Here is a 23,461-nt window from a genome sequence, read left to right as displayed (position 1 = left end):
TACATGCCTTTTCTTATTTTTATTTCCCGACAAAGACAGGTGTTCTTTTCTCTACAAAGGCATGAATTCCTTCTAAATGATCTGTCGATTTACGCATAGATGATTGACCTTCCGCTTCCATTGCAAGGATATTTTCGAGCTGTGCTAAATTTTGAGCGTGTAAAATATTTTTTGTCGTAATCATAGAAGAAATAGGTGAGGCAAGCATTTTACCAACAAGCTGATCTGCCATTGCAAAGACAGTGCCATCTGGGGCTATATAGTCGATTAATCCTGCATCTAATGCTTCTTGTGCTGTAAGGACCTTACCTTCCCAAATCATTTGTTTCGCTTTCACCGTACCGACACGTTCCTTCATAAAGAAGTGACCTCCTCCATCTGGAATCAGTCCTATGCCTATGAAATTCATAGCTAGCTTACTCTTTTCACATGCCACAACAATGTCTGCCCCTAGTGTTAAACTAAAGCCTAGACCTGCCGATGCACCATGAACTGCCGCAATGACGATCATTGGTAGCTGATAATAGGCCTTAACGATGCGTGTCAGATATACCATCGCTTCATCAATATTTAGAGGCTTATTTGAATCAAGCATCGCCTTAATATCGCCCCCAGCAGAAAAGACCTTCCCTTCTCCACGAATAACAAGTACTTGTATATCTTTTTCCTGTTGCAAAGCCTCAAAGCATTCAGCGAGTTCTCGCATCATAACGTCATCCATCGCATTCATCGCCTGAGGACGGTTCAAAGTTAACGTTGCACGGCGATCTAACATTTCTAAAGTAATCGTTGAAAATTCCATCTCCATTACCCCCAAATATGAATAGTCATTCACTATGTACTATTCGTGTTTTTTTAGAAAACTCCTTCTCCGCTAAACAAATTCGCTTTTGTTATGCTATATTAAAGGACGAATATTGTTATAAAGGTGGTTACACATTTTGACGCAAAAAGACTATCGTATATTACTTTATTATAAATATGTTACGATTGAAGACCCTATAGCATTTGCTGAAGAGCATTTAGCATTATGTCAAGAACTCGGACTTCTTGGCCGCATTTTAGTTGGTCATGAAGGAATTAACGGAACTGTTTCGGGGACTATTGAACAAACTGACGCTTACATGAATCATATGAAAGAAGATCCTCGATTTAGCGATATTATGTGGAAAATTGACGAAGCTGATGGGCATGCCTTCAAAAAAATGCACGTTCGCCCTCGCCACGAGATCGTTCACTTAGGTTTGGAAAATGATATTAATCCATTAGAAATAACAGGGGAATATTTATCTCCTAAGGAATTTATGGAACAAATGCAAGAAGAAAATACAATCATTATCGATGCACGGAATGACTATGAATTCGACCTTGGTCATTTTAGAGGCGCTATTCGACCGGATATAGAAAATTTCCGTGACTTACCAGCATGGATGGAAACACATAAAGAAGAATTTGTGGATAAAAAGATTTTAACTTATTGCACAGGTGGAATTCGTTGTGAAAAATTTTCTGGTTGGTTAAAACGTGAGGGCTACGGAAAAAGTGTTGGTCAATTACATGGTGGAATTGCCACATACGCAAAAGATTCCGAGGTAAAAGGTCAACTCTGGGATGGGCAAATGTTTGTTTTTGATCGTCGTCGCAGTGTGCCTATCAATCAAGTGGAGCATGTCGTTATCGGAAAAGATTATTTCACAGGTGAGCCTTCCGAACGTTATACGAACTGTGCAAACCCCGAATGCCATAAATTAATGCTTTGTGAAGAAAAGCATGAAGACTTTTATATGCGTAGCTGTTCTGATGAATGCCGTCGTGCCAAACGTAATTTTTTCGTTGAGGAGCATGACTGGACAGTAAATCAAATCGAAGAGCAAATCGCAAAAATTGCAGATGTCCAAAACGTAAATTCCTAATAGACGTCACCCCATTACTTGGGGACAAAAAGAGCATCGTTTATGACGATGCTCTTTTTCTACTGGCATTAAACTTCTCCTAAAAAACGTCCTACCTGCCTACCACTAAATATACAACCACCAACAAACGTTCCTTCTAAAGCGCGGTAGCCATGAACACCACCGCCTCCGAAGCCGCTTACTTCCCCAGCTGCAAATAATCCTGGAATAGGCTGACCATCCATCCCTAACACTGCCCCATTTAAGTTTGTTTGTAAGCCACCTAAGGTTTTTCTTGTTAAAATATTTAATCGTACCGCAATTAAAGGCCAATTTTTAGTGTCTAAAATTTTATGTGGCTTAGCAACACGTACTAGCTTATCCCCAATATAATTTCTAGCACCGTGAATGGCGTTCACCTGTAAATCTTTTGTAAACTTATTATCCATTTCTCGATCCCTTGCTAAAATTTGCTCTTTAATTTTCATGAAATCGAGTAAATCATTGCCTGCTAGTTTATTCATTCCATCTACTAGTTCTCTTAAATCATTTGCAATCACAAAATCCTCACCATGATTTTTAAAGGCTTGGATTGGAGCAGGTGGTCCAGGCATGATCCTTTTTAAAACATCACCAATGCTCTTGTTTGTTAAATCAGGATTTTGTTCCGAGCCAGATAAAGCAAATTCCTTTTCAATAATTTTTTCCGTTAAAATAAACCAAGAATAGTCATAGCCTGTTTTTTGAATCGTTTCTAGTGTACTGAGTGTATCGAATCCAGGGAAATTAGGCGCATGAAATCGGTTACCTTCTGCATCAAACCATAAGGAGGAGGGGCCTGGCAAAATCCGTATTCCATGATTAGGCCAAATCGGATCCCAATTTTTTAATCCTTCTGTGTAATGCCACATACGATCACGATTCACAATACGTCCCCCTGCATGCTCTGTAATTTCCAGCATTCTTCCGTCTACATATGCAGGAACACCACATACCATATTTTTTGGAGGGGTCCCTAATCGTTCAGGCCAATTTTTTCTCACTAAATCGAAATTTGCCCCGATACCCCCACTTGCCACAATAACGGCTGCAGCCTCATACGAAAATTCTCCGACTCCTAATCTTGAGCTTTTTTCGCCTCGACTGATAAAGGTTTCTGCAAGTACTGTTCCACTTATCCCCATAATCCTTTCGTCCTGCTGAATAAATTCATCCACACGATGTCGTGGTTTAAATTCAATATAGCCATCTTTTATGGCCTTTTTGACTTTATCCACAAATGGCTTAACAATGCCTGGACCTGTTCCCCATACAATATGAAACCTCGGCACAGAATTTCCGTGTCCACCAGCAAGAGAACCACCCCGTTCTGCCCAGCCAACAACAGGAAAAAATTTAATCCCCTTCGACTTCAACCAATCATATTTTTCACCCGCAGCAAAATCGACATAGGCCCGCGCCCATTTATATGCCCAGGAATCCTCATCTTCTAAACGATCAAAGCCTGCTGTCCCTAACCAGTCCTGCCATGCCAGTTCCTTACTATCCTTAATTCCGAGCCTTCTTTGTTCAGGAGAATTTACTAAAAATATGCCACCAAAAGACCAAAATGCCTGTCCCCCTAATGAATTTTCAGGCTCTTGATCTACTAAAAGTATTTTTTTCTTTGCATCGACTAACTCACAGGCTGCCACTAAGCCTGCCAGTCCGGCACCAACTATTGCAACATCGTATTTCATTACTACACCCCCAAATCAATCATCCTTAATTTAAATTCTTCTCTCATAGTCTATTTACCTTCTAAAACTCAAAGTTTTGTCTAAAATGTGACAAGGTAAAATGTTCGTTTTCTTTCATAAAACAAACTAGTTCTAACATAGAACAATTAATTAATCCCAATTAATTGCCATATAATATTTTCGCTATAAACTTCATGGAACCTTGATACAATCAGTCTTTTTAAATATCGTTAACGCTTTCATTGTACACTCCCAAAAGACGAACATTGTTTAATAATAATACATAAAATGTTCGTGTATTGGTATTTTCCAGACTTTCGAAGTCAATGTTTTTTTAGTTTTTTAGAAATATCGTTGACAAAGGTGAACAATAGGGATTATGATGTTAACAAATTTAATCATAAAAAATATAACGACGGAGACACACTAGTCGAAAGAAAATCCAAAGAGAGCTGATGGTTGGTGCAAATCAGTGATTTCTACGATAATAGTTCCACTCCTGAATAGTTAAGCTGAACCATCTAAGTAAGCTTATCCGTCTCATGCACGTTACGCATATTGCTAAGACTGCAAGAATAAGTTTTTCTAGCAGTGATTAAGGGTGGTACCGCGAACCAAGTTTATGCAGCCTTTCGCCCCTTACAACACAATAACTGTGTTTGTAAGGCGTGAAAGGCTTTTTATATTGCTTTCGATTCGGAAAGGAGATTGTTTGCATGCTGTAAGATGTTAGAATTTTACAAATTCCAGACTATCGTAGATAAAACCACCATTAACATTTATTAAAAAGGAGCTAATTATAATGATTACTGCCACAAAAACAATTAACGTATTTATCGCTGACCCACTAAGTGAGGATGGGATTTTTCCATTACGCCAAGAACAAGATTTAGATTTAAACATTATCGTAGACACTGGCCTAGCACCAGAAGAATTAATCGCTAAAATTGCAGATGTAGACGTGTTACTTGTTCGTTCACAAACTACTGTGACACGTGAAGTAATTGAAGCTGCAAAAAGCTTAAAGTTAATTGGTCGTGCTGGTGTAGGTGTCGATAATATTGACCTTGCTGCCGCCACTGAGCATGGTATTATCGTTGTCAATGCTCCAGATGGCAACACAAACTCAGCTGCTGAGCATACAATCGCCATGATGACATCACTTGCACGTCACATTCCACAAGCTTTTAATACATTAAAAAATGGGAAATGGGACCGTAAATCTTATGTTGGAGTAGAGCTAAAAAACAAAACTTTAGGGGTTGTAGGCTTTGGTCGAATCGGTGTTGAAGTAGCTTACCGTGCAAAAGGTCAGCGTATGAATGTTATGGCATATGATCCTTTCCTAACGGATGAGCGTGCCAAAGAATTAGGTGTCACAAAAGCGACAGTGGAAGAAATTTGTGAAGCAGCCGATTTCATTACTGTACACACACCACTTCTTCCTGAAACACGTAATCTTATTAATAAAGAAAAGTTTGCGATGATGAAAGATGGTGTACGTATCATTAACTGTGCACGTGGCGGTATTATTAATGAGGACGATTTGTATGATGCTATTGTAGCTGGTAAAGTAGCTGGTGCTGCACTGGATGTATTCGTATCTGAACCAGCGACAGACCATAAGCTACTTACTTTACCTCAAGTAATTGCAACACCTCACTTAGGTGCATCTACAATTGAAGCACAAGAGTCTGTAGCTGTTGATGTATCAAATGACATTATTAAATTTTATAAAACAGGTACTGTAACAAATCCAGTGAATATGCCATCTATTCCAAAAGAGCTTCTTGCCCAAGTTGAGCCTTTCTTTGAATTAGCTGAAAAACTTGGTTCATTCTTATCACAAGTAACAACAGAGCCTATAAAAGAAATCAACTTATCTTATGCTGGGGATGTAGCAAACTATGATGTCCGTCCATTAACTTCAAATGCATTAAAAGGTTTATTAGCTAAAAATCACGGGAATCATGTGAATGATGTCAATGCTCGTTACCTGTCTGAGCGTATTGGTATGAAAATTATCGAGCATAAAACGACAACGGCTAAAGGCTTTACAAGTTTAATTACGATTGAAATTATTACTGCAAATGAAACACATACCGTAGCTGGTACCTTATTAAATGGCTTAGGTGCACGTATCGTCAAAGTAGAGGACTATGTTGTAGATGTTATTCCACAAGGTCATCTTCTATATATTAAAAACACTGACAAACCAGGTGCCATTGGTCGTGTAGCCACTAAACTTGCAGAAAAGGAGATCAATATCGCCACTATGCAAGTTGGTCGTGCCCAAGTTGGTGGGACAGCGGTTATGATGTTAACGATAGATAATGTTGTAACAGATGAAGATTTAGCATTTGTGGCACAGCTTGAAAATATTGATGAAGTAAAAGCTATTAATTTATAATAAGCAAAACGAAAGGCAGGGAGTTTTTACTCTCTGCTTTTTTGGATATTCTTTAAAGGGTAACTAGTGAGCATCATCATATTGGTGATAGCTTTTCCATTCATACGCATGGCATAAAATATAAAGTATTCCAATCAAAAAAATGTACTGCATCCATGAAGGTGCAGTACATTTCTTTAAAGTTTTTCCACAACTTGTAATAAGTCTGTCAAAGAGGCTACCTCATACGTAGGTGTCACAGCTCCATTGGCCCTATTATTTTCGCGATTTATCCATACATTTCGCATTCCTACACGAGAGGAGCCTAAAATATCAGTATTGAGATTATCGCCAACCATAATTGCCTCATCTGCTGTAATGCCCACGCTCTCCATTACATGCTCAAAAATAGAAGCGTCAGGCTTACCTTTTCCAAAGTCTCCCGAGATAATAATATGATCAAAGTAAGGAGCTAATTCTGGCGTAATTTCCAGCTTTAAATTTTGCAAACTAGGTGCGCCATTAGTAAGTAAAACAAGCTTGTACTTCCCTTTCAACTCGTCTAACACAGGAAATGTATCTCCATATAAATATGGAGCAGCCTTACGCTCAGCTACAAAGCGTTCTCCTAGTTCTGCTCCGAATTTTTCATCCTCTATACCAAGAGCAGCTAAACCTTTTGTCCATGCTGCTGCACGATAGCCCGGAACAAGTCCCTTCATGGTTTGGAAAGATTCAGTCGGATCATCAAAAGTTCCCCATAGTCCTTCGAAAGGATTAATGCCAATTAATACGGTATAGTCGTATGTTTCATAGCCTTCGTATAATACACGAGCCTCTTGACGAACTGCGTCCTCTAGCTCAGTAGAATTCACATTATGTATCGTAGCAGCATAGTCACATGTTTTTTCAAAAGCAGTTTTTACTGATTTTTTATCCCATAGTAATGTATCATCTAAATCAAAAATAATAGTGTTTATCGACATTTTATCCGTCCGCTCCTAGCTTCTGATTAATACTATTATTTTAGCATATTTTCAAAATATTTAGGATAACAAATTATGTCCAATTCCCCTTAAATTCCATCCGTCTACAGGTCTTTTCTGATTTAACATAAAAACAAGCTGGGGATAACTTCCTCACAGCTTGTCATCTATTATTTATTGATGTTTATGACGTAAACGGTTCATTAAATTCTGGATATCGGCTTTTTTTTGTTCTGTTTCTTCCCTTAAAATTTCAATATGGTAAATGCCATCTATTTCTTCTATCTGTACACGATCCCCAACAACGACAGGCTTATTCAAAGCTGACTGTAAAATAATAATTTGTTCTTCTTCCTCAGGATACTTTAAAAAAACAGCATAACCGTCTTCCATACGATCTAAAGTATATTTAGTCGAGCTCACTAACAAGTTCCCCTTTCTCATTCCGTAATTGCGCAGCATCTCCATCGTTTAGCCATATCTGTTTAGTAGTCCATTTTAAATAATTATCGCCTTCACGAGCATTAGCTCCGCTAGTAACATACATGATTTTACCAGGCTGTAATGATAGATTAGGAAAATTAAAAACTTGATTTCCTTCCAGAGAAATAAGCTGCCAATTGTTTAACGAAACAGCTTGTTGACCATTATTTTTAATGCCTACAATTTCTGTCACTAAATCTTTGCTGACAATCTCAACAGCTGTGGTAGGTAAAACAGTGGAGGGAGTTTTTGGAGCTACCGCTCTGGAAGCTTCCTTTCCATTCACCTTATAGTTTACCCCATTTGTGGCCACCATAATCGTACCTGATTCAGCAGTAGCATAGATGTTACTGCCCATTGCTTGCAATCGATCCACTACTTCTGCATGAGGATGTCCATATTTATTATCTTCACCATAGCTTAATATAGTGACTTCTGGCTTCACTGCACGAATGAATTCTTCTGAGCTACTTGTATTAGAACCATGATGTCCAGCCTTCAGAATAGTGGCTGTCACATCATTTTGCATCATTTCTTTTTCTAATGCTATGCCCGCATCTCCCGTTAATAAAAAGGATACGTTGCCATAAACCACTTTTAAAACAATCGAAGCATCGTTATTATCCGTTGCATGTTCATTTGCATTTAAAACCTTCACCGTTACATCCTTATCAAATTCAATAAGGTCCCCTGTTTTCGGCACATAATAAGGTATGTTTTTTTCATCAATCGCCATCAGCATTTCTTCAAAAGTTTGAGAGGTATGTACTTTGCCCGAATCATAAAATTGCTCAATAGGGATTGTCTGTAACACTGGAATGAGCCCACCTATATGGTCAGCATCGGGATGCGTCGCCACTACCTGATCAAGTTTGTTCACGCCAAGTTCCTTTAAATAAGAAACTACCTGCTGTCCTGCTCCTTTCACACCACCGTCTATAAGCATTGTTTTCCCATTCGGCGATTCAATTATTATGGAATCCCCTTGTCCCACATCAATAAAATGAACTCGCATCTCATGGCCAGCCGTTACAGGCACTTGCTCCGTCTTAACTGCTTCTGTACAGCCTGCTAATAAAAAAATACAAAGGAGTACTACTATTAATTTTTTCATGTGACTAACTTCCTTTCTATCTTTCTATTATACAAAAAAGAGAGCTTACCATGGGCAGCTCTCCCTGTACTTTAAACAAATATCCACCATAAAACCATTGTAATTATGATTGTGACAATACCCTGTAATAATGTGGCAACGGTTTGTGCCTTATAGGCTTGAGTAACTTCCATTCCACTATACTGTGTAATTACCCAGAAGAAACTGTCGTTCACATGACTAACCGTCATTGCACCAGCTCCAATGGCCATTACTACTAATGCTAACGGGATAGCGCCTTCAATACCAAGTGTCACGAGCATTGGTGCTACTAGTGTAGAAGTAATAACAAGCGCTGTCGTTGAAGATCCTTGAGCTGTTTTTAAAGCAGCTGCTACTATAAACGGCACTAGCAGGAATAAAGTACCTGATGCAAACATCCCCAAATCCATTTCCTGTAGCATTTCTCCAACACCAGCATTTTTAATAACGGTCCCAAATGAACCGCCCGCTCCTGTAATAAGTAAAATAGGAGCGGCTTCTTTTAAACTCTCTCCAATCCAACCCGTTAAGGTCGTTTCACTAATTTCAGGTAATAATAAAAAGGCAGCAGCCACCCCTAAAAATAAAGCTACCGTTGGAGAACCTAAAAACTTAAAAATCGTATTGAATGTTGATTCGGGATCCCCTACTAACGATGCTATCGAACCAAGACCAATTAAGACAATTGGGAGAACGATTGGTAAAAAGGCTTTAAAGGTTGAAGGCATTTTGCCAAAGGATTTAATGACTTCCTCATAGTCTAATGCCTCTACCTCATCTTCAGGTACTCGAATTTTGGTTGCAACTTTCACGGACCACATATAGCCTACAAATGTAGCCGGTATAGCTACTAATAAACCAATGACAATAACTGTCCCTAAATAATCAGCTGCCCCAATATTTCCTGCTGCTGCGATGGGACCTGGTGTGGGTGGGACTAATACATGTGTCGCAAATAAACCCGTCGCTAAGGCTACTGCCATTGATGCAATCGTTACGTTAGCCCGTTTAGCTAATGATTTTTGCAAACTCGATAAAATAATAAAACCCGAATCACAAAATACTGGGATGGATACGATGTAACCAATTAAGGACATCGCTAGTTGTGGACGTTTTGGGCCGACGATTCGTAAAACTACTTCTGCCATTCGATAGGCAGCGCCTGATTTCTCTAATATTAACCCTATAATAGTTCCAGCGATAATCACTAAGCCAATGCTTGTCATTAAACCACCGAAACCAGTGTTAATACTTTCTACCACTGTTAGTAATGGCATTCCTGAAGCAATCCCGACGAAAAAGGCACTCATTAATAATGCCAGAAATGGGTGTAGCTTTAATTTGGCCGTGCCCAATACAACAAACAATACCCCGATTAAAATAATAATGAACAACATCTAGTCAGCCCCCTTTTGTATGTAAAGCTCAAAAATCCTCTTAGTTTTTAACCGAATAAAATAAGCGGGTTCTTGCATTGCTTGCTGAGTAGTAATCTCCTCATCTACTAATGTTTCTACAACGCTAAAATACTTTTGAAGTGCAGGCTTAGCCGTACTATCAATGTCTCCCGATAATAAAGCTACATCTATATGTGCTAACGCTGCGGCTTTCGCAACCCCTAATGGAGCCTTGCCATGTAATGTTTGGAGATCCGATTTTCCCTCTCCAGTTATTACTAACTGTGCGGCTGCTAAATGATCCTTTAACTGGACAGCATCTATGACGATATCAATTCCTGCATGAAATGTCCCTTTTAAAAATGCGATTAACGCGCCTCCCAATCCTCCTGCTGCTCCCGCTCCTTGATAGTCATGCAATCGAATAGAAAACTGTTGTTCGACGATATCTGCAAAATGCTTTAAACAGTTATCAAAATGTGTGATTTGATCGTCCCGCACACCTTTTTGAGGGCCAAATATAGCTGTTGCTCCCCGTTCACCAATGAATGGATTATCCACATCACAGGCAATGGTAAATATCGCTTCTGTTAATCTAGCATCTAGTCCACTTACATCGATTGCAGTTAACTTCAGTAGACTTGAAATTCCATCTTCTAAATCTGAGCCATCTTCCTTTAAGAATCGCACACCTAATGCCTTGAGCATGCCAATCCCTGCATCATTTGTGGCACTTCCACCTATACCGATAATAAATTTTCTAAAGCCTTGGTCGAGAGCCGCCTTGATTAATTGGCCAGTACCATACGTTGTAGCAAATTCAGGATTTTTTTCATTGTCTTGTAGCAGCATGATGCCAGATGCCTGAGCCATTTCAATTACACATGTTTCTTTATCACCCAAAACACCATATTGTGCTTGTATATCTCTTCCTATTGGATTTAATACATCCACTGAAAAATATTGACCATTCGTAGAGGCAATAAGCGAATCAAGTGTCCCTTCCCCACCATCTGCAATTGGTAGAATTATAGTTTCTATTGATGGATCTGCATCCAGAATTCCTTTCTGCATGGATCTCGCTACTTCAACTGCTGACAGAGTACCCTTGAAGGAATCTGGACTAATAATGATTTTCATATAATACCTCCACTTATGTCGTCCATTGACATTTACGTAAATTTTAAATTCCTAAGTTAAGCGCTTACAAATTATTATAATGACAATAAATTCAGAAAACATTATAATAAATGTACAATTTATCTGTGCTATAACAGACCGTTTTTTATCCGAGGTGTATAAACATGTTGACCAAAAAATTAGCAGAAGATATCGTACATCAAACAATGTTGCGCTTACGTCACAATATTAATGTCATTAGCCCTACTGGTGTTATTTTAGCCTCTGGAGACAAGATGAGGGTGGAGGATATTCACGAAGGTGCCGTTTTTGTAGCACAAACAAAAAATACGTTGATTATTAATGAAGACAATTTAGAGTTGTATCCCAATACAAAGCCAGGCATTAATATGCCTATTATGTATCAGGATGAAGTAGTAGGTGTGATTGGTATTACTGGAGATTCAGAAGACATGCTTGAAATCGCTAATCTTGTTCAATTAACGACAGAGATCATGACACATCAAGCACTCGTTGAGTCTAAAAGCGAGTGGCAACGGAAGAATAATGACTACATATTCGAGGCACTCGTTCATGGAAGTAAGCTGGATGCTACGTTAAATAAACGAATTCAGAAATTACCATTCTCACTAATAGCACCCTTCCAAGTTATTTTAGTGAGTTTACATGAAACATCTTATTTAGAAAATACGATACCCTTCTTTTTTGAGGATTTATTTTATAGGCAGCCCATTCTAGCTGGACATAGCCAATTACAGGAGTATTATATACTGCTAACTCATTGTCAGGAACAAAGCCGTCAATCTATCATAAAAGCTCTCAGAAAGAAAAAACAAAAACTACCTTCCTTACAAATTGGTATTGGTCCAGTTGTCCAGCAACTTTCACTACTTCCTTATAGCTATCAGGGAGCTAGGACAGCACTTGAATTCGCTAACGTCCATAACGAGATTACCTTTTTTGAGGATGTAGAGTTATTTTCTCTTTTTAAACATCGTGAATCAGAGGAGGTACAAGCTTTTCATCACCGAATCCTTAAAAATATCAATGCCAAACAGCTGGAAACATTACAGTCGTTTTTTGATTGTAATTTACAGTTAAAGCTTTGTGCACAGCAACTAAACATTCATCGTCACACACTTACTTATCGATTAAATAAAATAAGAGAGTTAACTGGCTATGATCCACAATATTTTGAAGATGCAGTGATCTTGCAAATGGCCTGTACATTACGAACACTATAAATAGTAAAGGCAATCTGAATCACTCAGATCGCCTTTATTTTATAGTTTGTATAGCTCATCTAAAAACTCGATTTTTTTCCCAATAGCCTCTTCAAAGGTCATAATATATGCAGCAGGATCTTTTGGGTTATGGAATTGCGTAATTTTTCCTGTTTCAGGATGAACAAATTTAGAAGATGCGCCACAACCAATCCCTAAGATTGTCTGTACCTCTTCCATGATCACAATATTGTAAATACTCTCTTCACCAGCTTTACTATAGCCGACATTTTCGAGATTACCTAAAATATTTTTTTGGCGATATAAATAATAGGGAACATAGTCATTTTCCTTTGTCCAATCTTGTGCCATTTGCATCATTTCAGCGACCGTATCACGATCCGCTACTTTATATTTATCTTTATTGCGAGTCATTTCAGATGCTCGTTTAAATGATAATGTATGGACAGTTAATGATTCTGGCTGCATCTTAGCGGATTCCACTAACGAATGCTGGAATTCCTCAATACCTTCATTTGGTAAACCAATAATGAGGTCCATATTAATATTGTTCATACCTGATTCACGAGCTAGCCAAAATTTATCAATTGTTTCTTGAACTGTATGATGACGACCAATGGCCTTTAACGTTTCATCTGTATAAGATTGTGGATTTACACTGATACGATCAATTCCCCATTTTTTAAGCACTTCTAATTTTTCAGGTGTAATCGTATCTGGTCTTCCTGCTTCAACGGTAACCTCTCGAATTGTTTCAGGGTTCGGGAAGGATTCATACATCGTTTGATATAAGGCATCCATTTCATCAGCTTCAATGGAAGTCGGTGTACCGCCTCCCCAATAAATAGAGGTGATTTTCCTATTATTGTCCTTGAGCCATTTTCCCATTTCACGTAATTCAATATGCAAGCCATCTAAAAATGTATTCACACGACCTTGCTTACGATTACTTCCGATTGCATAGGCTGGGAACGTACAATAGGCACATTTCGTTGGACAAAATGGAATGCCGATATATACACTAATCTCTTGCCCAATTTGGTCAATATCTGGAATGGTTACTAATTGTCGTTCCACGATATCCTTTAAAAGTACTACCTTCTCCTTAGACAGGCGAAAATCTCGCATTAATAGCTCAGCAATCTCTTGATCCCCTTTGCCTTCTTTTCTAAACTTGTGATAGAGCTTAGTCGGACGGACCCCTGTTAGAATCCCCCATTGCTGATGTACCCCTGTATGTTGCTCAAGAACATCTAAGAATACATGGGATAGTGCTCGTTTCATTCGTATATTGAGCTCACGACCTGTTGCAGCTGATTCGTATTGGATGCTGTAATCATTTGTATATTGTTGTCCATCAACAGTCAAGATCGCTTTTGTAGTTATTGAAAAATTCTCTCCAACGTCGTACGTAAATGAAACCGACATATCAGCTTGCTCCGGCTCCACTCGCAGCTTGGAATCCTCAAAAAATAAATTCGCTATATGATTTAATACGCGAATCCAATCCTCAGGATATTTTTGATCTATGTGAATCATTTTCATATTGTTTCGCTCTCTTCTTTTCTTATTCCATATATATTGCAGATTTAAGTTTAACAAATTTCTATGACTTTAAGCAAAGTAACCGTAAGAAACAGCAAGAAAACAGAATATTCAGTATACATATAGACAAACTATTTTTTTGTCATTATAATTTCTTACAAAAGGTGGTGTTGATAGTGTTTCTTTTAAAAAATAGTAATCGTCCATCCATTTCGAGCTTTATTCATCAAGTAGAAGTAGCATTCCACCATTTTGACTTAGCGCGATGTGATGAAAAAACATTATATGTCACCGTATTATTTAAATATGAAACATATAATGTAATCTGTGACTTTATCTACATCATTGACCAACAAGAAATGTACGGAGCTATTTCTATCAACAAGCACTACGAGAAAGCTAGGGCATTTGTTAAACAGCACTTCCAGCAATTTTTATTGTATTCAGATGAAATGATATTAGCTAAAAATTTTATGAGTACGGTTTCTTTCAAGCAATGCCTGCAGCAATTTGCTAAAAGATATCCTTCCAGAATAGTCTCTTAAAAAATAAAACTAGTATGCCACAAAAGTTGGCATACTAGTTTCAAATTTATTTCAAAAATTCTTCAATGAACTCAACTGGGACATAAGTTTTTGTGTCTTTTAGCGTTGGTGCCACTGACAAAGTGCGTAATGATTTGTTATAACCAAACGTTTTATCTCCACGTGTGATTGTATAAGATCCATTGCCCTTTGTTAGGATAACCGTTTTACCTTTTGATTCAACTTTAAAGCCAAGCTTTTCTGCAATCTTACGTAATGGCACCATTGTTGTTTCTTCTACCATATAAAAATCTGTGGCGATGATTTTATTAATTTCCTCATCTACTGGATTCAACGAACTTTCCGAATTGTCATCTAGAACAATCACTTTCGAAGGTGTTGTTTGTGCTGGAATACTCTTAGTGGATGCTGTATAGAATACAGCTAAATGCTTCTCCGCTAATTCTTTTGACGTTACTTTTTCACCTTTTGCATTGAGCAGCTCTGTTTCTTTCCCAATATTTAATTTTAAAATATCATATGTGTTTGTTAAATCCTCAAAGAAATAATCCACTTCTACAAACCCAACTTCTTTTGACTCTACAATGACAATCTCTGGGTTGAATTGTGATGGATAGATATATTTTTGTGGTTTATTGGCAAAAGTATAGGCCTCTACTTTATCCCCTTCTTTAAGCTCCACTTTTTTACCCGTATTATCATACACAGGCGTATCTTTTGTAATTTCTAGTACATTTGTTTGCTCTCCGTCTTTAACAGTGTAATATGTAATGTCTTTAGCAACACGAATATCTTCAACTGTTCCATGTGTTTGATTGAAAATGTGGACTGGATCAATTTGGATTTGTGGAATTTCAACTTCATCCTTCTGCTCATTTGCCGAAGCAACAGGTATGACAACACTTCCCATTAATAATGCAGACAAAGCTGCTGGTGCTAATTTTTTCATATACATAACATATCTCTCCTTATTGTTTGGGTTCTTAGGAGTAGTAGTTTCAACATGGAAAAAGTTTCATTATCTATAGCGAATTTTTAAAAAGAGGTGACAGTAACTACCGACACCTCTTTCCATTTATTCTTTTACAAGTTCGCTCAATCCTGTAATATCAATACCCTTTAATGCTTGTGTAGCAAGCCGATCTGCTTCTGAATTGTCCTTGCGAGCGATTAGCTGATAGTCCGGTTGAATAGTAAGCTGTGCTAATTTGGCATCAATCTTATCTGCCCAACCTACTAGATCCTTTTCTAATGCTGCCCACTCCCCATTTAATTGATTGATAACTACTTGGGAGTCTCCTTTAATTTGGACAGGTAGATGATGGACATTTAGTAATTCTAGCTCCACTAAGCCTAAATAAAGCGCAGCATACTCTGCTTCATTATTAGATTTAAGCTCGGATGAAAAGGCATTTCTTCTTAAACGATAGGGCTTACCATTTTGTTCATAGTAAATAGCACATCCAAGCCCTGCCTGTCTTGTCCCCCTATCAAAACCTCCATCGAAATAGACAATAATATTATGCGGCTCTGTATCTATTTCTTTTAAATAGGCTTTTAGCTCTTTTAAGGTCCAACTCGTTTCTTGACGATCCAAACAATGAATGGACTTGACTCTTCCGGTCTTTTCCATATCCTCTGCTAGTAATAGCGCTTGCGCTGCAGGCATTTCTTCAGAACGTAAAACAGTTGTTGCTCCCTTCGGGGTTTTATAGGTCCATTCAATGAATACATACATAGTTATAACCTCCAATACAATCGACTGGTGTATATAAAGTAAAAACGTGCTCCGGTTAGCGGATACACGTTTTCCTCTTACTTGTATATGTGCAATTTCTCAGACAATTATTCCTTACGATATGGATGATTTATTGAATATCTTCATATAGGCCTTGAATTGGCTTTATTAAAATACGATTCACTTCTTCAATGACTTTACTTAACTTCATTTCTGCCTCAAGCATAGCTGAAATCTTTTCATTTTGCTGCACAAGCTGTGATGCCTTTTGAGCATAAACAAGTTCATCCTCCAATATATCCTCTCCAGCTAATTGTTTCTTTTGTAATTCAATTTGAATTTTACGGAAGTTTTTAAAGACATTTAACGCCTCTTCATCACTCTTTACAACTTCAACTGCCGCTTGTAAAGCCTCAAATTCTGGAGTCTTACGGAAAGTTGCCTCTAGCGCATTAATGTCATTATAAATATTAACCATTTATACAATCTCCTTTTTAAATAAAGTAAACAATTAAACCTTGCACAATTCCAATCAATCCACCAAGAACTGCACCTAATACGGTAATCATTTTAAATTCACGTTTTGAAATACCTAATACAAGTTCCTCTAATTTCTCTACAGGGAAAGAGTCAACTTGCTCACGAACAACTTCTTGTAAATTTAAGCGTGTAAGTACATCCTCTAGTTTTTCCTCTGCCTTGACAAAAGCTTTTTCAATAGCCTGGGGGATGACCGAATTTTTCATCCATTCATTTCCTTCAGGCCAATAATAAGAAATAGGTTGATTTAAACGTTCAGCGACAGCTAATTGCTCTTTTACATACATTTGTAATTTCGATAAAATTGGATCAAACTGCATGTCTTGTAAAAAGTCCATCGCTGGTCGATCTTTTAATTTTTCCCATTCTTGTGTAAATATTTTTGTTAATAATGTTGACGTACCCGGAGCTTGTAAAAACTTGACGAGCTCACGTTGAACTTTTCCTACAAGGGACGATGAATCACCTAAAAACATATTGATCATACCACCAAATGATCCTTTTGATGATAAGAAATCATCAATCATAGCTTTAATTGTCATTTCACCTTCTGGTGATAAAAAGTAATCCTCGCCTTTTTCTAGTATATGACTGACTGCTACAGGAATCTTGGCATCAAGAGTATCCTGCATATCTGAAGATAGCAGTGTACGAATTGATTTTGTTGATAGTGTATTCTTCACTGATGCAAATTGTCCCTCAACAATCGCTTCAACTTTCTGCTCAATCGTAGCTGGCATATGAGCAAACCCTGCAATATTTAACCAATCTTGAATCGTTTTATCGTTTGTAAAGATGGTTTCCTCTACTTTCGTTTGCACAAACTGTTCAACCTTTTCCTGAATATCCTTCGAGAAAAATTTCTTTCTAAATGTTTCAGGCGTTAATAAATAATTTACAACGGTAAGACCTAGCTGTTTTGCTAATTCATCGCGTCGTTTTGGAATAAGACCAGGTGTAAATGGAACGCGCCAGTTTTTAATATATATTGCGTTATGTGGACGAAAAAGCATTTTAATGGCTAGGTGATTAGTAACGCCTCCGATTGCTGCGCCAATAATTGCCATAAAAAGTAATGTCACTATAAAATTGTCCATTAGTATCCTCTCATTTCAGTTGAATTCACGATTGGCGTTTTTTGTCGCCTTCTGCACTTATTATAGCAGAGCAATGATTTCCAACGAAAGAAATACCCCCTTTAGATTTCAGTATAAAAGTGAATAGTTGCAAAATGACCATTATCCTTGAATAATATGAACTACATACTATAGAAATGAGGTTGGATGATGATTCAACATTTCAGTTTTAAGCCATTATTTGAAAATACTCAACTTCCAGGATGGACTGTTTCATTTTTTTATCAGCGTGAACGCTTCTCTGCTGAATATTTAAAAGACGGCACTATTCAATGGACAGGACCAACACCACCAAATGAAGAAGATGTTAAAAAAATGATTCATGAGCTAATGCTATTCCATGTGTATGATTAAAAAATATAGTAATTTTTTCGCTTAATTCCCCGATAAAAATACCTATATTTACTATATATAGCACGTCCTTTATGCTAATTATGTTGATACATGTTGAAATTCCTATATATTTCTTATACATTAGGGTTAGCAATTTAATAGTATATGTTTTTTATGCAGGGGGCCATTTCAATGAGTAAAGTCACGCTTTCAGATGACTTAAACAGTTATCATTCAAAAGCATTAATACGTGTAAAAGTAAAAGAGTTTTTTTCAGAATTTTCCGCGAAAATATTCGAACTAGCTGATGAAGCTGGGAAATTAGATCACAAAAAATTTGAAGCCATCTCTGGCATTAATGGCGATTTCTATAATGAATATTGTAGTCAACTTAAAGGTTTCTTTGACTCGTCTGCTAGCACTTTTGGTAAAAAATCAATTAAAACAATGTACTTTACTTATAACGGTAAACATTACATTTTGACTCAGCAAGGTATCACAGAAAAAGCACCAATATCTATAGCACCATATACGGATAATTTACCTTTAAAAGAATCCTTTCATGATGTAGAGAAGGCATGTTTAAAATTACGTTTCCAACAGGAATAAACTTAGAAGGAGCAGTCACATCAAAGACTGCTCCTTCTAAGTTTTTTTTATCACAAAAAAGGAAAGTCTCAAATGATGATTGAGTCTCTCCTTTAGCTATAAAAAATAATTCATTTAAAAAAATCCGCAAGTAAAAGCACTCTTGAGATTTTTGACGTGTCGTATTATATAAGATGCAAATTGCTTCTTTCCCTAAACAAACTATCTTTGCTCAATTAAGTTAGCATATTGCAATCACGTTTACAATCACTTTGCTTTTGAATCTAGCTACTTTTTAAAGGGATAGAATATGAACATAAAAAGTTGTTGTCAATATTTGTGTTTTTCTTTTAAATAATTTATTATTGAAACATCCAACAATTTTTTAAATCATAGGAGGTGTACACTTTGTTTACTTCCCTCATTTGGGCGGGAACAAAGGAATTATTTGGACGGAGACATATTGGAGATAACCATTAGGTTGGCGGCATTCGCCCTACTAATTATAATGACAGGATTTTTCGTTGCAACAGAATTTGCAATCGTTAAAGTGAGAACTACCCGCATTGATCAATTGCTCGCAGAAGGGCATAAGAAGGCGAAAAATGCAAAACGTGTTGTTTCAGATTTAGATGAGTACTTATCTGCATGTCAGTTAGGTATTACCATCACTGCACTCGGTTTAGGTTGGTTAGGTGAGCCTACATTCGAAATTATTTTGCACCCAGTGTTTGAATTTCTAAATTTGAATGGTAGTATAACATCTATCCTTTCATTTATACTTGCATTCTCAATTGTAACGTTTATGCATGTTGTTATTGGGGAATTGGCGCCAAAAACATTAGCCATCCAAAAAGCAGAACTTGTCACATTAAACTTTTCTGGCCCATTAATTTTATTCCACAACATTACGTATCCAGTCATAAAGTTATTAAACGGATCTGCCCGTGGCTTAACTGGCCTTTTCGGCTTAAAAATGATGTCGGAATCAGAAGTAGCTCATACAGAGGAAGAACTACGTATGATTTTATCGGATAGTTTAAAGGGTGGAGAGATTAATAACGCAGAATATGAATATGTAAATAGTATTTTTGAGTTCTCAGATCGTCTTGCAAAGGAAATCATGGTTCCTCGAACAGAGATTGTCGGCATTGAAAAAGAACTGACAATTAAAGAGGTATTTGATTTAATGGGTGTTGAACAATATACTCGTTATCCGATTATTGATGGCGATAAAGACCATATTATTGGTTTAGTTAATATGAAGCATTTATTAACCGCTTACATTAAAGACCCGAAAAATGGGGATAAACCAGTTATTGACTATATGCAGCCGATCATTCGAGTGATGGAAACAACGCAAATTAACGAATTATTACTCAAAATTCAACGTGAACGTATTCATATGGCCATTTTAATGGATGAATATGGCGGAACATCTGGTTTAGTGACGATCGAAGATATTATTGAGGAGATTGTCGGCGATATTCAAGATGAATTCGACGAAGATGAAATCCCAGAGGTACAAGAAATTGCAGATAATCATTTTATTTTAGATGCCAAAATGCTTCTTGAAAATGTAAATGATATGCTAGGTACTGACATAGAAGATGATGATATTGATACTATCGGTGGTTGGTTTATGACAAAGCGCTTCGATGCAGTCGAAGGAGACAGCATTCAGGAGCAAGGTTATGAATTTATTGCAAAAGAATTAGATGGTCACCATATTTTATACTTAGAAGTTCTGAAGTTACCTGAAATTGATTTATCAAATGAATTTGACGCTGTTACTGAGTAAGATTCATAAATATGGACTTTTTCTCACACCTTATATAGGTGGGAGTTAATACCGTGATAATAGATATAAACGACTCCCTTTTAATAAGGGGGTCGTTTTCTAATGTCCGAAAATTTTGCGAGGGGGAAACAAAATGGAGCTCTATACAAATTTACGTGAAGGGGAAAAAGGCGCTTGGTTATCCATTGGGACTTATTTAATCCTAAGCACCATCAAACTAACGATTGGCTATATTGGCACCTCTGAGGCGTTAAAGGCAGATGGTTTAAATAACACCACGGATATTATCGCTTCTATCGCCGTCTTGATTGGCTTACGCATTGCTCAAAGACCGCCCGACTCCAATCATCAATATGGGCATTTGCGTGCTGAGACCATTGCCTCTTTAGTAGCATCATTCATCATGCTTGTTGTTGGTCTCCAGGTTTTAATTAATTCTTTAAAAAGCTTATGGGCACCACCTGGCACTACACCTTCCCTCTTAACATCATTTGTAGCAATAGGTAGTGGTGCTGTCATGTATATTGTTTATCGCTATAATTTGGCACTATCTAAAAAAATAAAAAGCTCCGCTGTCAAAGCAGCAGCATTTGATAATCGTTCAGATGCATTTGTCAGCATCGGCACAGCAATAGGTATTTTTGGCGCGATTTTTGGTTTTCCCATTATCGATTCTCTAACAGCTCTTATCGTTGCCTTGTTAATTATTAAAACAGCAGTAGAAATTTTTTGGGAGGCTGTTCAAAGTCTTACAGATGCATTTGATATCGATGAAGTGGAAACGTTGTCAGTCCTAATCCGTAATGTGGACGGTGTGATCGAGCTCTTAGACTTTAAAGGCCGCGCTCACGGTAATATGCACTTTATCGACATAACCATAACGGTTGACCCCTATTTAAATGTTTTTGACAGTCACCGCATTACTGAAGAAATCGAACGTACCATCATGCGAGAAAATCGTTTTTGTCAGGTTCTCGTGCATATCGAACCACATATTGAAATAATTCCCCCTCCAAACGACAAAAAGTCTCCTACCAATTGATTGGTACGAGACTTATTTTTATTTAATAGCGATATAAACTTCCACCTGTGCCTCTTGTGGGTTTGCACAGCGTTCATCATACAATTCAAAATCACCAGTATATGTTCGTTCCACCTCAGAATTTGCAAACCATGCCCAAATTTCTTGCCATGTTTGGATAACAATCTCCGGCATTTTTCCTTTCTGAGATGTGAATACTAAATATTTGGCTGCTGGAATAGTCTTGATGACTAAATCAGAAGGTACTATGCTTAATGAGCCTTCTACACCAAGTGTTATGGAATAATTGCCGTTTACATCGGTTTCATAGTCCGAATACAAACCATACACGTTTTGATTATCCAACTTAGATAGTTGATCAACAATATTTTGCTCATAAAAATCATGCCATAATTGCGGGATTTTGGCTTGCGCTGTCATTTCATTGGCATTGCTTGTTTCCGTTGAAATTCCTATGATTTGAAATGCCTCTCTTTTAATAATTTTTGGTTCTGACCATTCCTGTTTTCTCCATCTTTTTAAGCTTGGCAAAAAAGATGTTAGCATACGACGGGCCTCGCTTTCAGGCATGCCATCTCCCTTTAGATGTGGCACACAAATGTCAATCATTGCTTCAACGGTTAAATCAGGTTGTTTAAAACTCCCCTCCTCATAACAATATGTACAATAATCTTGATTTTTGTGACCTTCTTTTTCCGTCCCTAATAAAGCCTCATCTGTTAGAGGCATTCCACAACTTTGACAATAGCTTTGCATCATGGTTAATTCCACCCTTCACTTTATTTGTCCTTACTATAGCAAGGGAAACCTGACAACTGTCTGTCAACTATTATCTAGATTTTTATATAATTGAACAATTTCCTGCGCACGTTTTTGAAGAATGTCTCTTATGTGAGGCGGTTCTATTACTTTTATGCGATTGCCAAAACTGAGTAAAAAGCCGTACAGCCACTCATCCTCTGGTATAGATATATTAATTTTGGCCTGCACATGATCAATAAATTCTACTCCAAAGGATTCTTCCACTAATGTCGTCACAGCCGTATCAAAACTAATTACTAAATCGACTACGTTTTGTGGCTGATACCATTCTTTCCCCCATGGAAGTTCACTTAAATTAATTTCCTTCCGCTCATAGTGTAGATTTTCTCGCATTAAGTTTTTAATTCTTGCCAGTTTAAAGAGACGAAAGTCCATTCTTAACGTGCAATAGCCATATAAATACCATGTCTTTCCTTTTTGAACCAAAGTATGCGGTTCAACTACTCGCCTTGTTAACTCTCCATGTGTCGTCAAATACGTAAAGCTTACACAGTGCTTATTTTCTATAGCACTTTTTATAATCGTAATATGTTCCTTAAAAAGGATAGTTGGCCCCCATGGACTCAGATCTATAAATAGGTGGTCCATAGATTGTTTGACATGATCATCTGCAATACTTGTTAGCTTTTCAAGAACAGCTTCTGCATGTGAATCTTCATAGGTAGTCAAAGCGCTTTTAATGGCAATAGTCAGAGATGCAAGCTCATCCTTTGTTAAAACCTGTTTATCCACACGATATCCATCTATCAAGCTAATTCCTCCGTGCACCCCTTGTTGGCTAATCACTGGTACCCCTGCACAGCTTAGTGTTTCAATATCTCGATAAATAGTACGAACTGACACATTAAATACTTCTGCTAATTCTTGTGCGGTAACCTTTTTTCGATTGATTAATATCATTATCATTGTTAGCAGACGCTCTAATTTCATAGCGTAGCCCCCTTCTTCATAGATCTTATTTTTTTC

Annotated in this window: 22 protein-coding genes and 1 other annotated feature; of the genes, 8 read left to right on the top strand and 14 right to left on the bottom strand. The window is 37.4% G+C overall.

What is annotated here, in order from left to right; genetic code table 11:
- Positions 1–19 precede the first annotated feature (19 nt).
- Complete coding sequence (locus tag AC07YC_RS21435; RefSeq protein ID WP_494920386.1) at positions 20–802, bottom strand: enoyl-CoA hydratase; 783 nt, start codon at positions 800–802, stop codon at positions 20–22.
- Between the two features lie 139 nt (positions 803–941).
- Between AC07YC_RS21435 and trhO the strand changes: the two genes are divergently transcribed.
- Entirely contained in the window at positions 942–1,913 is a 972-nt protein-coding gene (gene trhO / locus AC07YC_RS21430) for an oxygen-dependent tRNA uridine(34) hydroxylase TrhO (RefSeq protein WP_494920385.1), read from the top strand.
- A gap of 68 nt (positions 1,914–1,981) precedes the next feature.
- Here the strand turns inward: trhO and AC07YC_RS21425 are convergent, their stop codons facing one another.
- Positions 1,982–3,631 carry an FAD-binding dehydrogenase gene (locus AC07YC_RS21425; RefSeq protein WP_402797623.1) on the bottom strand — a complete coding sequence of 550 codons (1,650 nt, stop codon included), beginning with the start codon at positions 3,629–3,631 and terminating at the stop codon, positions 1,982–1,984.
- A gap of 403 nt (positions 3,632–4,034) precedes the next feature.
- Positions 4,035–4,274 (top strand) — a binding site (T-box leader).
- A gap of 159 nt (positions 4,275–4,433) precedes the next feature.
- Between AC07YC_RS21425 and serA the strand changes: the two genes are divergently transcribed.
- On the top strand, positions 4,434–6,041 hold the full coding sequence (gene serA, locus AC07YC_RS21420) for a phosphoglycerate dehydrogenase (protein WP_494920384.1): 1,608 nt from the start codon (positions 4,434–4,436) through the stop codon (positions 6,039–6,041).
- 176 nt (positions 6,042–6,217) lie between these two features.
- On the opposite strand, the gene AC07YC_RS21415 is transcribed toward serA, so the two are convergent.
- From AC07YC_RS21415 to AC07YC_RS21395, 5 genes are all read right to left on the bottom strand, one after another.
- Positions 6,218–7,006 carry an HAD family hydrolase gene (locus AC07YC_RS21415; protein WP_494920383.1) on the bottom strand — a complete coding sequence of 263 codons (789 nt, stop codon included), beginning with the start codon at positions 7,004–7,006 and terminating at the stop codon, positions 6,218–6,220.
- Positions 7,007–7,180: 174 nt separating this feature from the next.
- Positions 7,181–7,429 (bottom strand): DUF3006 domain-containing protein, encoded by a 249-nt coding sequence (locus AC07YC_RS21410; RefSeq protein ID WP_336637087.1) that lies wholly within the window; start codon positions 7,427–7,429, stop codon positions 7,181–7,183.
- Positions 7,416–8,603, bottom strand: coding sequence for an MBL fold metallo-hydrolase (locus AC07YC_RS21405; protein ID WP_494920382.1), 1,188 nt, complete (start codon positions 8,601–8,603; stop codon positions 7,416–7,418). Before AC07YC_RS21405 ends, AC07YC_RS21410 begins: the two co-directional genes overlap by 14 nt.
- A gap of 71 nt (positions 8,604–8,674) precedes the next feature.
- Positions 8,675–10,021, bottom strand: coding sequence for a GntP family permease (locus AC07YC_RS21400; RefSeq protein ID WP_336637085.1), 1,347 nt, complete (start codon positions 10,019–10,021; stop codon positions 8,675–8,677).
- Positions 10,022–11,161, bottom strand: a complete 1,140-nt coding sequence (locus tag AC07YC_RS21395) for a glycerate kinase (protein ID WP_494920381.1) — start codon at positions 11,159–11,161, stop codon at positions 10,022–10,024. It abuts the gene before it with no gap.
- 164 nt (positions 11,162–11,325) lie between these two features.
- Between AC07YC_RS21395 and AC07YC_RS21390 the strand changes: the two genes are divergently transcribed.
- Positions 11,326–12,405, top strand: a complete 1,080-nt coding sequence (locus tag AC07YC_RS21390) for a CdaR family transcriptional regulator (RefSeq protein ID WP_494920380.1) — start codon at positions 11,326–11,328, stop codon at positions 12,403–12,405.
- A 39-nt stretch (positions 12,406–12,444) separates the two neighbouring features.
- On the opposite strand, the gene AC07YC_RS21385 is transcribed toward AC07YC_RS21390, so the two are convergent.
- Positions 12,445–13,950, bottom strand: coding sequence for a coproporphyrinogen III oxidase (locus AC07YC_RS21385; protein WP_494920379.1), 1,506 nt, complete (start codon positions 13,948–13,950; stop codon positions 12,445–12,447).
- A gap of 176 nt (positions 13,951–14,126) precedes the next feature.
- On the opposite strand from AC07YC_RS21385, the gene AC07YC_RS21380 reads away from it, so the two are divergent.
- On the top strand, positions 14,127–14,495 hold the full coding sequence (locus tag AC07YC_RS21380; protein WP_008173382.1) for a hypothetical protein: 369 nt from the start codon (positions 14,127–14,129) through the stop codon (positions 14,493–14,495).
- A 46-nt stretch (positions 14,496–14,541) separates the two neighbouring features.
- Here the strand turns inward: AC07YC_RS21380 and AC07YC_RS21375 are convergent, their stop codons facing one another.
- From AC07YC_RS21375 to AC07YC_RS21360, 4 genes are all read right to left on the bottom strand, one after another.
- Positions 14,542–15,450, bottom strand: coding sequence for a copper amine oxidase N-terminal domain-containing protein (locus tag AC07YC_RS21375; RefSeq protein WP_494920378.1), 909 nt, complete (start codon positions 15,448–15,450; stop codon positions 14,542–14,544).
- A gap of 120 nt (positions 15,451–15,570) precedes the next feature.
- Positions 15,571–16,233 (bottom strand): ribonuclease H family protein, encoded by a 663-nt coding sequence (locus AC07YC_RS21370; protein WP_494920377.1) that lies wholly within the window; start codon positions 16,231–16,233, stop codon positions 15,571–15,573.
- 130 nt (positions 16,234–16,363) lie between these two features.
- Positions 16,364–16,711 carry a YlbF family regulator gene (locus AC07YC_RS21365; RefSeq protein ID WP_336637079.1) on the bottom strand — a complete coding sequence of 116 codons (348 nt, stop codon included), beginning with the start codon at positions 16,709–16,711 and terminating at the stop codon, positions 16,364–16,366.
- 16 nt (positions 16,712–16,727) lie between these two features.
- Positions 16,728–17,870 (bottom strand): DUF445 domain-containing protein, encoded by a 1,143-nt coding sequence (locus AC07YC_RS21360; protein ID WP_336637078.1) that lies wholly within the window; start codon positions 17,868–17,870, stop codon positions 16,728–16,730.
- Between the two features lie 189 nt (positions 17,871–18,059).
- Between AC07YC_RS21360 and AC07YC_RS21355 the strand changes: the two genes are divergently transcribed.
- The 4 genes from AC07YC_RS21355 (at position 18,060) to AC07YC_RS21340 (ending at position 21,673) form a co-directional block, all read left to right on the top strand.
- The gene (locus tag AC07YC_RS21355) at positions 18,060–18,263 is read left to right on the top strand and encodes a YheE family protein (RefSeq protein WP_336637102.1); all 204 of its coding nucleotides are present in this window, start codon (positions 18,060–18,062) and stop codon (positions 18,261–18,263) included.
- Between the two features lie 171 nt (positions 18,264–18,434).
- Positions 18,435–18,851: a hypothetical protein gene (locus tag AC07YC_RS21350; protein ID WP_336637077.1), complete on the top strand. Its 417-nt coding sequence runs from the start codon at positions 18,435–18,437 to the stop codon at positions 18,849–18,851.
- Positions 18,852–19,311: 460 nt separating this feature from the next.
- Positions 19,312–20,631 (top strand): hemolysin family protein, encoded by a 1,320-nt coding sequence (locus AC07YC_RS21345; protein WP_336637101.1) that lies wholly within the window; start codon positions 19,312–19,314, stop codon positions 20,629–20,631.
- A gap of 133 nt (positions 20,632–20,764) precedes the next feature.
- A complete protein-coding gene (locus tag AC07YC_RS21340; RefSeq protein ID WP_494920376.1) occupies positions 20,765–21,673 on the top strand; it encodes a cation diffusion facilitator family transporter in 909 nt (302 codons plus the stop codon).
- 18 nt (positions 21,674–21,691) lie between these two features.
- Here AC07YC_RS21340 and AC07YC_RS21335 read toward each other — a convergent pair whose 3' ends face one another.
- The gene (locus AC07YC_RS21335; protein WP_494920375.1) at positions 21,692–22,432 is read right to left on the bottom strand and encodes an effector binding domain-containing protein; all 741 of its coding nucleotides are present in this window, start codon (positions 22,430–22,432) and stop codon (positions 21,692–21,694) included.
- Between the two features lie 63 nt (positions 22,433–22,495).
- A complete protein-coding gene (locus AC07YC_RS21330; RefSeq protein ID WP_494920374.1) occupies positions 22,496–23,425 on the bottom strand; it encodes a helix-turn-helix transcriptional regulator in 930 nt (309 codons plus the stop codon).
- Between the last annotated feature and the right edge of the window lie 36 nt (positions 23,426–23,461).

This window comes from Lysinibacillus sp. GW247-5R2A (assembly GCF_059424475.1).
The sequence above is the reverse complement of the archived record's forward strand: the minus strand, read 5'-3'. Positions and strand labels throughout refer to the sequence as shown.